Origin of the sequence: Paenibacillus sp. cl6col (assembly GCF_900102125.1) — a bacterium.
In the GTDB taxonomy this organism is placed as follows: domain Bacteria; phylum Bacillota; class Bacilli; order Paenibacillales; family Paenibacillaceae; genus Paenibacillus_B; species Paenibacillus_B suaedae.
Genome location: NZ_FNAZ01000007.1, coordinates 254,259 through 266,648 on the forward strand (window position 1 = coordinate 254,259; position 12,390 = coordinate 266,648).

A 12,390-nucleotide genomic window follows, 5' to 3' on the forward strand; every position below is an offset into this window, starting at 1 on the left:
GCTCCCCCTTGTCGTACTTCTGAAATTACAAAAAGAGAGAGTGGCTCCCCACTCTCTGCCTGCCCACTTATGATCCATTTATCTAGAAATGCCATCTATCCAATTCTATTCTTCGACCGAAGGCCCAACTACTGTCAGCATCATAATCGAGGTTTGGAATCTACCGCTTTCGGGAACGATGCACAGCACTTGCTGCCCTTCCATTAGATGTCCCTCATTCATGAGCTCCTCCAGCATAATGTATATCGAAGCGGAAGCCGTGTTTCCCTTTGTATATAAATTCGTAAACCATTTCTCTGCTGGTATTGATACCCCGCCCTGCTTCAACAACCGGAATATCTCATCTCTAAAAAAATGCGACGAGTAGTGGCAAACCATCCAATCGATGGTCTCGGGTTCAATCCGGCCTTCCTGCACCAGCTCCAAAAATCGACGAACACCTACCGTCGTGATTTCATTAACTAGTCTGACGTCTTGCTTCAGATTTAGAGCCCCTTGATCCGCCGCTTCATGAATGGATGCATAATCAAGCCACGAAGGAACTCCACTGTCCTTGTCCATACCGGAATACATGCACACGTCATACTCATTTGCATAGGACTTGTTATCAATCCATTCGATGCGCAGCGATAACCCCTTCGTGGAGTGCTTGTCCTGCAATATAGCCGCGCCTGCACCATCCGACAGCATAAATCGCAAAAAGTCCGTGTCAAACGGCACTCGCCCATTGCTATGTACAGACTGCGCCTCAAACTTCGTATGCTTAAATTCACGGCTCAGAAACTCACTGGCACAGGCGACTGCTGCTTCTTGTTCGCCAGATTTAATTTGTAAGTACGCATATTTAAGTGCCTGCATACCGCTAGCACATAAACCCGAATGCGAGGATATCTCCATTACCGGCAAGCCCGCTTCGGCATGTACCATACTCGCAAAACCAGGAAGAAGCAAATCGGCTCTCGTCGATCCCGTTGCTAGGAAGCCAATATCCTGTTCTGCTATGTTTTCATTTCGTTCTAGTGCATCTCGTATTGCTAGAGCAGCCATTTCTGCGTTCGTATATAAGCTCTGTTGTTCTTTGTTCATTGCGTAGTAGCGATATTTTATCTGATTCTTTTCAAGGATGATCCGCTTGGTCTTTGAGGTCTTACCACCAATTTTGCCTAGATAATCTTCAATTTCATCATTACTAACCGGAGAGCCAGGAAGGAATTTACCTATACTTGTTATATAGACTTGATTCATGAAGCACCTCCATAAAATATGATATATTTCTTGATTATCATAGAATTTAATTAAATTGTAAAGTATTGGATTTTTCGAGCGCAAAAAAAGAACGCTCTATTCCCGTATCAGAGCGTTCTTCTTCCATTTTGCTTCAATTGTGTGCTACTACACGCTAACTAATCCTTATACGGATCGAACTCATCTGCTCCGGCCATACACACGCCGATCGGCTTTAATGTGTGCATCACTTCGATCGTTTCTGCATGTGCATCCAATACCTCCTGCAGCTTCCGATACACAAACGGACTCTCGTCCGTGCCCGCTCCGCGCAGCTCGACGCCGAATGTGCGCACGGCCTCCATCATTTGCGCTGTCGTAATTTTACCGCCGCTTCGAGTTCGGGTCTTCCAGTTCATTTTGCCTGCCGCCTGCGTCCGGCTCATGATCCGTCCCGCGCCATGAACGGTGCTGTAATAAGCTTCGCTATTCTCTATGCTATCCTTGCCTTTTACAATTACCGATATGTCGCCCATACTGCCGCCGATAAAGCCGACCTGCCCCGGTGCGGAAGGAGTCGCCCCTTTACGGACAACCATGACTTCTTTGCCGTTATGTGTTTCTTTCCAAGCATAGTTATGGTGATTGTGCACCTCAAGATCAGCATCCGTACCCAGAATAGCCAGCACTTGCTCGATTACGTAATCCCGTCCTGCATAGGCATATCGCCCAGCCAGCTTCATGGCACGGTAATACATATCTCCAACCTCGCTGCTCAAATCAAGCAGGATAGGCGGCTGATCCATCTTCTCTCCTGGAGCACTGGCAAGGAACTCCCGTCCAACAGCCAAATTCAGAAATCCGCTCGCCGTCTTATGCCCGAATCCTCTGCTCCCGAAATGATTCGCAACCCAAAGGCGTCCCGTCCCTACTTCCTCGAACAAGTCTACAAAATGATTGCCGCTTCCGACGGTACCAAGCTGATTGCGAGCCAATGCTTTCAGCTTGTCATGCTCCTGCTTGCCAATCGCTTGATAGACGTTCCAGTCCGGATCATCGAAGAGATCGTGATCCACTTTCTCATTATTGACTCTCCCCATCCCGAAGGAGATTTTGCGGGCGATTTTGTCCATGATTTTCGGCAATCTAGGCTTGATTTCTTCTGCTGTCAAATGAGTACGGACTGCTTTGTTCCCGCAGGCAATGTCATACCCGACACCTGAAGGCGAGATTTGCCCGTCATAGACTACGACCCCGCCAATCGGCTGACTGTATCCTTTATGATGATCCGCCATCAGCAGGGCTTGAACCACATTGCCCGTCCTAGCGCACATTTTCGCTTGCGCAACGGCGCTCTCCTCCGGGTTGCCCCACACACGTACGCCATCTATATGTTGATATGCCATATATTCCTTCAACTCCAGGTAAAATATGATTTCTATTCTTACATTCAAACGCCTTTTGCTTCTCGCAGCGCACAAATTCGTTCTCTTACCGATTCTTCCGTCTCTACTTCTAACGAATGAATGACCGCCCCGATGAGCTGCTCACCCCATGAAGCAGCGTCCCAGCCCTCCAATGCCCGCAGCGCCATATTCCGATTGCGAACGACAGGACTGTTTAGACCTGCCTTAACGAGCCTCTCCAATACCAGCGAATCGCTCCAAGCTCTGCAAGATGCTATTTAAGCATTGATGCGCAATGTACTCTTTCCCAAGCCCCATCTCAGCCCCCGGACCTGTAGCGATATCCTGCAGCGGCAGGTGTTCCTCAGCGAACTGAACCACCTTCCGAATTTTGCTCGTGTCTTCTGATTTCATGAGCTGCAAGTAAAGGGAATCCTGCAGTGGATCCTCAGCAAGCTGATGATAAAGGGTCTCCCAAATATCTATCCCGAGCTTCCCTGCGCATGCTATACCGTAATAGCGATTCACCGATTCGCTCGATTCAATTGCATCCAGCACGTTCCCCTTCCATTTCGGCTGGGCAATGATCACTTGAACTGCTTCTATCGTATCGGTTCTAAGCTGCTCCGTCCATCCTGCAGACATTCGCTCGTTCCATCTCTCCTCATCTTGGGCTAAGAAGTCGTGCAGATGGAACATAACCGATAGGTGCTTGACCGTGGAACACATTTCTCGCGCCAACCTTACATAATCCGATAGCACTTGTGGAGCATACTCATAATCATCGATATCCTCTGCGGGGCCTCCATTTAACAAAGCTTCAATAATATCCGTCGCACCTTCATACAATTCGTGGTCAACCTGCTCGACGGATAGCGCCCCCTGCAAGCCTCCATTTCTCGCACATATGCATGCCAAATATTCATCCATAATATTGTTCTGGCATCCATAGCGCAGCAGCCAATCTCGAATTTCCTGCGTCGCCGGCTCCAGCCTCTCAACGAGATGAATTTTCCCCCAACCATGAACATGCTTGGCTAATTCCCATAGCACCTCGTTGCTGTCGTCCATTCCATTCCGAATCGCGACTGCCGTATACAGCGTGAACTCATCATGCCTACCGAGCGTTAGAAGCAGCTCCTTCACGTGTTCATTTTGGAATAGGCCGAGCAGCGCAATACCGAACTTTACGATATTGCGATGTGCCCCATGCTCAGCGAGCCATACCGCTTCATGGAATACGGGCTCTGGTCGTATATCTGGATGAGTACGTACCTGCTCCAATATATCGTCAATCATGCTGCTTATTTCAGCCGTAACGAGCTTCATATACAGTGCCTTTCGCGTGGCATGCTTTGTCTCCCTAGAGTGCTTCGCCAATAATCCGACGATTTCGTCTACCTCTTCCTCCCGCTCACTGCCTGCTGCATGGTGACTGAGCACTCCGTCCAAGGCACCTGATGCCCACCGTAACTTGCTGTCAGCCCAGAATTCGTCGTCATCCGGCAAAGAGCCATTTACTGACTCCCCTTGATCTCGTATGTATGAATAAATGGAAGGTCTCCCCTTCCATGGTGCCGCTTGGTCAAAAGAAATAATCATCGTACTGTTCCCCTTTCCCGATACGTTCTTCTGCCTCTATCTTCGCTTAAGTCCAATCCAATGAACATGGTAAAAGTATTACGACCATCCATGAAGCTGTTTATGTAATGGGCTGCAAACACGCGACTGACGCAATATATTATATACAAAACTTTTCTTGATTTTTGGTAAAATTTATATATTATTCGCATAAGTGAGGTGCTGGACATGAACATTCGTGCAGTGAGAACATCCGATTATACCAGTGTAATTTCTGTTCTTAACGATTGGTGGGGCGGCAGAAATATGTCTGACATGCTGCCAAAATTGTTTTTTGTCCATTTTCAACAAACGAGCTTTATTGCAGAACAAGACGGGGAAATGGTCGCCTTCTTAATTGGGTTCGTGTCGCAAACCTATCCGAACGAGGCCTATATCCATTTTATCGGTGTTCACCCGAATCATCGAAAGTCCGGGATCGCGAAAAGGCTGTACGAAACGTTCTTCGATGCCGTACGGCAATACGATTGCGATATCGTCCGCTGTTTGACTTCACCCGTTAATACGACTTCGATCGCATTTCATACGCGGATGGGCTTCCGAATCGAAGAAGGAGACGGCGAGATAGATGGGATTCCCGTACATACGAACTATGACGGAAGAGGCGGAAGCAGAGTGCTGTTTGTTACCTCTATCAAGTAAATCCTCCATTAAATAAGCGACATAGTTCGGATAAATGACAGCCGTTTCCCAGTACATACCGAGAAACGGCTTCCTACTTTTTGTTGACGATAAGCATCGTACGCTACTTCTTACACCTCGGTGGCTCCATCCTTCGGCGGGACGGATATCCCCTGTTCTGCCGCTCTGCTCACTGATTCCCACGCTTCCCAAGTCGTAATGCGTTCCTTATAAGTGTTTCTGGCGATATCAAAAATCGCGCTTCCCAAAATAAGCCGCAAAGGCGGGTTCTCGCTATCCACCAGCTTCATAAGCGCTTCGGCAGCCAATGCAGGGTCACTATCTATCGAACTTTCCGCATACTGTTGGGCTAGCTCTTCTCGAAGAGAATGGTAAGCCTCTAATGGCTGGCTATAGCGCATCGTGCTGTATAAATCCGTCCAATACCCGCCCGGCTCCACGAGCGTCAACTTCACCCCAAAGTGGGCTGCTTCCTGCGCCAACGCTTCGCTTAGGCCCTCTAGTGCAAATTTGCTAGCACTATACATGCCTGTCATTGGACCTGAGATTACTCCCCCTATGCTGGAAATTTGAATCAAATGCCCTGACCGCTGCTCACGCAAGTAAGGGAATACCGCCTGAGAAACCCATACCGCACCGAAAAAATTCGTTTCAATAAGATCTCTTGCATCGGCTTCGCTCAGTTCCTCGACCATGCCTAACGTCATCATGCCCGCGTTGTTCACGACAATATCAAGACGCCCGAAATGCTCTACCGCCGCCTTTACGGTTGCAAATACAGATTCCCGCTCCCGGATATCAAGCCGTAAAAATAGCAGTGCATCTTGGTATTGCTCTTTCAGTGATTCTAACTTCCCGACGGTTCTGGCGACGGCTACAACCTGATCCCCTGCTTCTAGCGCAGCATTGGCAAATGCATAGCCCAGCCCCTTGCTGGCGCCCGTAATCAGCCACACGCGTCTCTTCTTATTCTTCCGATCTTTAGGATTGAACAGTTCCTGTGTTATCATAGGAAATCCCCCCTAACCAAAATAAAAAAACACAGACAAATGCTCTGCCTGTGCCAACTATAATCGGGTAGGAATATCCCTGTATAAGTCCATGTTCGGACAGCGCCAAAGAAGCCCTCGATAAAAAACGCAGGCAAATCCTCGCGACACTCGCCAAGACATGAACAAGACGGCATATGGACAGACTTATCCCGATTGCTCTGCTGACAGGCAGAGAAACAAAGAACCAATGAATGCAATTTGCATGGTTGGCTTATCGGGAACAATCTATCACACATAACCCTCCGTTCCTGTTAGATACCAATACTGTAACAAAGCCTACAGGAATTTTCAACCAAAATGTAACTAACCAGCTAGCACCTTCAATATTGCCTTTATCCTGATCACAGTCTTCATGTTCCGTTTGTTAGGGCAGCGATGATGGAAGTCTTCATTTGCTAGCAGATGCTGATTGTTTACTAGCTTTCCATTCTTCATAACGCTCTGTAATCGTCGGCTCAATCATGAGATAGTTTTCAGTCTGAAAAGAAACGCGGAATTTTGACCTGTTCACTTAGAGGAGCTTAGGGAACTGTGTGTAGTTTAACAGATGATTCGAATATAGACTTTCAAATAAAAAAATCCCCTCCAGAAGGTATTGGTTGCTCCAATTACCTCTGAGGGGATGCTTCATTATACTTTCTTCACATGGACGAAATCGAAATTAAATTCTATCTTTTCCCCGGATCATACGGCTCTCCGAGTGCGGTTGGTCCGCTCGTACGCCCAACTGCAAAGAGCAGCACCAGCAAGGTCAACAGATAAGGAAGCATGTAGAACACTTCAGTCGGTATCGTCTTCGCCCAATCATAAATAACGACTTGATCCTTGAGTGCTTGGGCAAATCCGAAGAAAATCGCTGCGCCAAACGCCCCTATTGGGTTCCACTTCCCGAAGATGACCGCGGCAAGGGCAATAAAGCCTTGACCGGAAATCGTGCTCTGCGCGAAGCTGCTGTTCGCCGTTAAGGCGACCGTTGCGCCTCCTAGGGCAGCGATGGATCCTCCAACCAGAATGGATAACGTACGAAGGCGATTGACCTTCACGCCTGCCGTATCAGCAGCCCCAGGGTGTTCCCCAACCGCGCGCATCCGCAAGCCAAGCGGTGTCTTATACATGACGAACCATACCACGAATACACAAATATAAGCGATATAGGTCGTTGGATATGCCGTAAAGAATGCTTTTCCGAAGAACGGAATGTCACTCAACAATGGGATGGACCATTTAAAAAACACCTCAATGATCGGCGTCTCCGCTGCTCCATCGAACAAGAGCTTGACCATGAAGAACGTCGAGCTCGCCGCCAGCAAGTTGACGACAATCCCGCTGATTACCTGATTTGCTTTAAATTTTATCGAAGCAAGTGCATGAATGCCGGAGAAGATCAGCGTGAAAATCATGGCACCGAGGAGACCTAACCAAGGCGAAGCACCGCCAAGCCCCGCACTCTCCGCATAATGCGTCGTAACCGCAGCAGCGAAGGCTCCCGATATCATAAACCCTTCAAGTCCCAGGTTAATAACACCGGTACGTTCGACGATCACCCCGCCAAGTGCGGCAAAGATCAATGCCGTGGCAAACACGAATGTTCCATTCAATAGATTGGCTAGAATATCCATGGTTTACCCCTCCTCCCGCTTCGATTTGCGTTTGAACATCTTGATGAACATGCGGATGGCTCCTGGAGCTGCCGCGAAGAAGATAATGATACTGATTACCATCTTAATCACTTCAGGAGGCACATCAGCACCGAAGCTCATTCCTTGCGCACCATAATACAAGCCGCCAAATAGAGCTGCGGACAAGGTTACCCCAACTGCCGTGTTCATGCCGAGCAGGGCTACCGCGATTCCATCGAACCCAATGCCAGAAGTATTAGGCGTAATCGCCATATACTTAAATACACCGAGCACTTCGAACGTGCCAATCAAGCCGCCAAGCGCGCCAGAGATAAAGAACGTACGAATCGCAATCTTAGATACATTCATCCCTGCGTATTCCGCAGCATGCCTATTGTATCCTACTGCACGAATCTCATAGCCCTTCTTGGTGCGGTTCATATAATAGTAATAACCGATAAGGATGAAGATGACGATGAAGAATCCCCAGTGAATACGAGCCCCGCTGAGCAGATCCGATAACCACGGAATCTGGATGTCCGCAGATTCATGGATCATTTGTGAACGGGATGTGCCTGCTTCAGCCATGTACGATTTGATTGCAATATGACTAATATATAGGGCAATCCAGTTCAGCATGATGCACGAGATAACTTCATTCAACCCGCGTTTGACTTTGAATATGGCGACCAGTGCCCCCCATATTCCACCGAACAAGGTTCCGACGAGTATCGCTACGATCCCATGAATGAATGGCGGCAATTCCAGCATATTTCCGACCATCAAGGCCCCGAGAGAGCCCATCACGATCTGCCCTTCCACCCCGATATTGAACATCCCGCCGCGGAATGCGATCGCAACCGCGAGACCTGATAGAATCAGTGGGACGATAGAACGCAGCGTTTCACCGATGTCATAGACACTACCGAAAATCTTATCTATCAACGAAGAATAGGCAAGCAATGGATCATATCCGCCAATCAGCATCACAATCGCGCCGATGACAATCCCGATCACAATGGAAATGACCGGTATCCAGATCGATTCTTGACGCAGAAGCTTGTTCACACGATTCAATTCGATTCGCCTCCTTGTCGTCTGCCCGCCATCATCAATCCTAGCTCTTGATCATTGGTCTCTTCTGGACGAGCTTCTCCTACGATTTGGCCATTGAAGAGCACGATAATTCGATCAGCCACGTTCATGATTTCTTCCAATTCGAAGGATACGAGAAGTATGCCTTTGCCATTATCGCGTTCCGCAATGAGCGCCTTATGGACAAACTCAATCGCCCCAACATCGAGGCCGCGTGTCGGTTGCGCGGCGATCAACAGCTTGGGATGCCGATCAATTTCCCGGGCGATAATTAATTTCTGCTGGTTGCCTCCGGACATTGCACGTACCGGCACCTCATATCCGGGAATACGGATATCGAATGATCTCACGTATTTCTCGGCAAGCGTTAACGCAGCTTTGTGATCCATAAGTCCGCCCTTCGTCAATTCAGGCTTATCATAGGTCTGCAAGATTGCATTCTCCGGCACGGTAAAGTCCAACACCAGACCATGCTTATGGCGATCCTGCGGAATATGCGACATTCCAGCTCGGCCAACCTCACGCGGAGTCTTGTTCACGACATTGACGCCGTCCAACTGAATCTCGCCCGATTCTACACGCCGCATGCCTGTTAATGCTTCGATTAACTCGGTTTGTCCGTTCCCATCAACCCCCGCAATGCCGACGATTTCACCCGCACGAACCTGGAAGGAGAGGCCGTCTACCGCAAATTGTCCATTATCCCTGCGAACGTGTAAGTTGTTTACGTTCAGAATAGGCTGCATCGGATTGGCTGGAGCCTTCTCCGTCTTGAACCGCACTTCGCGGCCCACCATCTTCTCAGCCAATTCTTGAGGGCTGGAATCCTTGACCATAACCGAGTCGATCACGCGCCCCCGGCGAATAATGGTGCACGTATCCGCAACCTCCATAATTTCCTTCAGCTTGTGCGTGATGATAATAATGGACTTGCCTTCACTCGCAAGCCGCTTCATAATGGCAAGCAGATCCGTAATCTCTTGAGGTGTCAGCACCGCCGTCGGCTCGTCCAAGATGACGATATCTGCGCCGCGGTACAGCGTCTTCAAGATTTCTACCCGCTGCTGCATTCCTACTGAAATATGCTCAATCTTGGCAGCAGGATCCACATTTAGGCCATACTGCTCCGATAATTGCCGAATTTTAGCTGAAGCACTCTTCAAATCAGTTCTCAGACCGGATTTCGGTTCCATGCCGAGAATGATATTTTCAGTGACCGTAAAAGGCTGTACAAGCTTGAAATGTTGATGCACCATCCCAATCCCCAGCTCAATCGCCCGGTTCGGGGTATCCATAATCACTTCTTGTCCGTTGACCCAAATAGAGCCTTCTGTTGGCTGATACAATCCGAATACGATATTCATCAATGTCGACTTGCCGGCACCATTCTCACCAAGCAATGCATGAATTTCGCCCTTCTTCAAGGCAAAGCAGATGTCTTCATTCGCGACGACGTCACCAAATCGCTTTGTGATTCCTTTTAACTCCAATACCGTCTCTGTATGCACCATTAGACTTGGCTCCTTCCTCCTCCAGAAACAACCCCCCGCTGATTAGGCGAGGGGAGCTTTTCGGTTCCAATCGGTTCTTTGCTTTACATTTCTGGTACGACAATTTCACCGTCAATAATTTTTTTGCGGTATTCTTCTACTTTCGCCAATACATCTGCCGGAACGTTCTTCGTGGATGTTGGTGCAATGTCAACACCGTTATCTTTGAGACCCATGTTCGTCACTTTACCGCCCGGGAAGTTGCCTTCTGCTAGTTGCTTCGAGATTTCATAGACAGCGACATCAACTTTCTTAATCATGGACGTTAAGGTTACTTCATCGCCGAACGTCAGAGATTGGTCTTTATCTACCCCGATAACCCATACCTTTTGCCCTTGGGAGACACGCTCTTTCGCCTCGTTAAACACGCCGTTGCCTGTCAATCCTGAAGCATGGAAAATAATATCTGCGCCGTCATTGTACATCGTTGCCGCAGCGGATTTCCCCATATCAACGCGTGTAAATTGCCCTGTATAGTTCACGGATAATTGTGCATTCGGATTTACGGCTTTGATCCCTTCACGGAAACCGGCTGCGAAGCGTTGGATTGGAGGGATTTCCATGCCGCCGACGAAGCCAATCTTATTCGATTTGGTCATCAAGCCAGCGATTACCCCTACTAAGTAGGCCCCTTCTTGTTCTTTGAAGGAAACAGCTGCAACGTTTGGCACAACAATGGAGGAATCAATGATGCCAAGCTTCGCATCCGGGTTTTCTTTGGCAATTTGCGTTATGGCGCCATCCAATGTATAAGCTGTCGCCCATGTCAGGTCATATCCGCCTTTGACGAATTGATTCAAGTTTGGGATGACTTCAGAATCTTGTTTGGGTTCCGCGTATTTGACATCGTATCCAAAGTCAGCCTTCAACTTCTGCAATCCTTCCCATGCATTCTGGTTGAAGGATTTGTCATTGACGCTGCCCAAGTCAGTAACCATACCGATTTTGAGCTTTTTGCCGTCAGTTTCTCCAGCTGTGCCAGCTCCGCTCTTGGATTCATTCTTCGCGCCACATGCGGATAACACCATGGAAACCATCAATACGAATACAAGTAAAAGATTCATCTTTTTCTTCATCTCTAGACCCTCCGACACATAATTGAATTTGTGAAAATCTATTTTCATTACCGGTAATGGGCTTCACTTGCCTTGAATTTCAGCCGCATCACGGTCATAATGAACAGTAAAAAGCTTCGTTTCAACACTCAACACGGCTCTATTAATCTATCTTTCATGGACTAGCTTCGGTGATTTTCTAACATGCCACATATATTGGAAAGTGAGGGCATCTATGATGATTACAGACATAAGAAGCATTTCAATCTTTGAAGAACTATCAGATGAAGCAGTAGAGCGTATTATGCCAATGATCAGCAACCGGCAATTCCGCAAGAATCAAGTTATTATCTATGAAAGCGATCATAACGGCGATGTGTTCCTTATTCGATCCGGGTCCATTAAAATATATAGCTTGTTCGAAGACAAAGAAATCATATATGGCGTTGCCTTCCCTGGCCATGTCGTCGGCGAGATCGAAGCCATCCATTATGATGATTACCGCATTGCCTCCATCGCTGCTATGGAAACCGTGCACACCTGGTATTTGAAGAAGCAAGATTTCCAGACCATTCTGGACGAGTATCCCAGCGTGCTGCGACGCTGTTACTGGCTGCTCGTAGAGAGCATCCGGATTCTCAATCGCAAAGCCCAGTACATTTCCTTCCTTGACACTCGTCTGAAGACGGCGAACCTCATCTATGACTTGTATTGCAACCTAGGACGGAAAGCTGAAGGTGAATCCGCTTACATAATTGGCTATAAATTAACGCATCATGTCATTGCCAATATGCTCGGCGTAACCCGCGAGTCCGTATCCAAAGTATTAAAGGACTTCCAAGATGAAGGGATCATCACGATTGAACAGAAAACGATTAAGATTGTTGATCTCCCCACGCTTCGCAGCATATGTGATCGTGTATGCGCTCATCCGCCTGACCAACGCAGGTGGTACACAAAAGCTGGAGACAACTCGATTATAGATGGAGCTTAGAAGAAGTTCAGTTAAACGCTGCACTGTTTTTTTGTAATCTACTTCACAGAAAAGCGATAGCTTGCATTACTGAATTGATGTGTACACGTATGATAGGGTATTGGAGTAAAGC

At 48.0% G+C, this 12,390-nt stretch carries 11 protein-coding genes; 2 read left to right on the forward strand and 9 right to left on the reverse strand.

The window, feature by feature from the left end:
- Window positions 1-105 precede the first annotated feature (105 nt).
- The 4 genes from BLS15_RS19285 to BLS15_RS19295 all read right to left on the reverse strand — a co-directional run bounded on the left by BLS15_RS19285 (window position 106) and on the right by BLS15_RS19295 (window position 4,232).
- The gene (locus tag BLS15_RS19285; protein ID WP_028532632.1) at window positions 106-1,245 is read right to left on the reverse strand and encodes a beta-ketoacyl-ACP synthase III; all 1,140 of its coding nucleotides are present in this window, start codon (window positions 1,243-1,245) and stop codon (window positions 106-108) included.
- Window positions 1,246-1,403: 158 nt separating this feature from the next.
- Entirely contained in the window at window positions 1,404-2,630 is a 1,227-nt protein-coding gene (locus BLS15_RS19290; RefSeq protein ID WP_028532631.1) for an RtcB family protein, read from the reverse strand.
- Between the two features lie 44 nt (window positions 2,631-2,674).
- Window positions 2,675-2,872 carry a hypothetical protein gene (locus BLS15_RS29620; RefSeq protein ID WP_254777374.1) on the reverse strand — a complete coding sequence of 66 codons (198 nt, stop codon included), beginning with the start codon at window positions 2,870-2,872 and terminating at the stop codon, window positions 2,675-2,677.
- Entirely contained in the window at window positions 2,856-4,232 is a 1,377-nt protein-coding gene (locus BLS15_RS19295) for a limonene hydroxylase (protein WP_254777375.1), read from the reverse strand. Before BLS15_RS19295 ends, BLS15_RS29620 begins: the two co-directional genes overlap by 17 nt.
- A gap of 207 nt (window positions 4,233-4,439) precedes the next feature.
- Here BLS15_RS19295 and BLS15_RS19300 point away from each other — a divergent pair, with 207 nt between their 5' ends.
- Window positions 4,440-4,913, forward strand: a complete 474-nt coding sequence (locus BLS15_RS19300) for a GNAT family N-acetyltransferase (protein WP_028532629.1) — start codon at window positions 4,440-4,442, stop codon at window positions 4,911-4,913.
- 110 nt (window positions 4,914-5,023) lie between these two features.
- Here the strand turns inward: BLS15_RS19300 and BLS15_RS19305 are convergent, their stop codons facing one another.
- The 5 genes from BLS15_RS19305 to BLS15_RS19325 all read right to left on the reverse strand — a co-directional run bounded on the left by BLS15_RS19305 (window position 5,024) and on the right by BLS15_RS19325 (window position 11,305).
- A complete protein-coding gene (locus tag BLS15_RS19305; RefSeq protein WP_051614095.1) occupies window positions 5,024-5,923 on the reverse strand; it encodes an SDR family oxidoreductase in 900 nt (299 codons plus the stop codon).
- A 710-nt stretch (window positions 5,924-6,633) separates the two neighbouring features.
- Complete coding sequence (locus tag BLS15_RS19310) at window positions 6,634-7,584, reverse strand: ABC transporter permease (RefSeq protein ID WP_021255492.1); 951 nt, start codon at window positions 7,582-7,584, stop codon at window positions 6,634-6,636.
- A gap of 3 nt (window positions 7,585-7,587) precedes the next feature.
- A complete protein-coding gene (locus BLS15_RS19315; protein ID WP_021255493.1) occupies window positions 7,588-8,661 on the reverse strand; it encodes an ABC transporter permease in 1,074 nt (357 codons plus the stop codon).
- Window positions 8,658-10,190: an ABC transporter ATP-binding protein gene (locus tag BLS15_RS19320; protein ID WP_021255494.1), complete on the reverse strand. Its 1,533-nt coding sequence runs from the start codon at window positions 10,188-10,190 to the stop codon at window positions 8,658-8,660. Before BLS15_RS19320 ends, BLS15_RS19315 begins: the two co-directional genes overlap by 4 nt.
- A gap of 83 nt (window positions 10,191-10,273) precedes the next feature.
- Window positions 10,274-11,305 carry a BMP family lipoprotein gene (locus BLS15_RS19325; RefSeq protein ID WP_044355164.1) on the reverse strand — a complete coding sequence of 344 codons (1,032 nt, stop codon included), beginning with the start codon at window positions 11,303-11,305 and terminating at the stop codon, window positions 10,274-10,276.
- 214 nt (window positions 11,306-11,519) lie between these two features.
- Here BLS15_RS19325 and BLS15_RS19330 point away from each other — a divergent pair, with 214 nt between their 5' ends.
- Window positions 11,520-12,278 (forward strand): Crp/Fnr family transcriptional regulator, encoded by a 759-nt coding sequence (locus BLS15_RS19330; protein WP_231515119.1) that lies wholly within the window; start codon window positions 11,520-11,522, stop codon window positions 12,276-12,278.
- Window positions 12,279-12,390: the final 112 nt, after the last annotated feature.

Excerpts from the sequence above, each read along its gene's own strand:
- BLS15_RS19285 (WP_028532632.1), bottom strand. The coding sequence starts at position 1,245 with ATGAATCAAGTCTATATAACAAGTATAGGTAAATTCCTTCCTGGCTCT.
- BLS15_RS19290 (WP_028532631.1), bottom strand. The coding sequence starts at position 2,630 with ATGGCATATCAACATATAGATGGCGTACGTGTGTGGGGCAACCCGGAG.
- BLS15_RS19300 (WP_028532629.1), top strand. The coding sequence starts at position 4,440 with ATGAACATTCGTGCAGTGAGAACATCCGATTATACCAGTGTAATTTCT.
- BLS15_RS19330 (WP_231515119.1), top strand. The coding sequence starts at position 11,520 with ATGATGATTACAGACATAAGAAGCATTTCAATCTTTGAAGAACTATCA.
- BLS15_RS19320 (WP_021255494.1), bottom strand. The coding sequence starts at position 10,190 with ATGGTGCATACAGAGACGGTATTGGAGTTAAAAGGAATCACAAAGCGA.
- BLS15_RS19325 (WP_044355164.1), bottom strand. The coding sequence starts at position 11,305 with ATGAAGAAAAAGATGAATCTTTTACTTGTATTCGTATTGATGGTTTCC.
- BLS15_RS19310 (WP_021255492.1), bottom strand. The coding sequence starts at position 7,584 with ATGGATATTCTAGCCAATCTATTGAATGGAACATTCGTGTTTGCCACG.
- BLS15_RS19295 (WP_254777375.1), bottom strand. The coding sequence starts at position 4,232 with ATGATTATTTCTTTTGACCAAGCGGCACCATGGAAGGGGAGACCTTCC.
- BLS15_RS19305 (WP_051614095.1), bottom strand. The coding sequence starts at position 5,923 with ATGATAACACAGGAACTGTTCAATCCTAAAGATCGGAAGAATAAGAAG.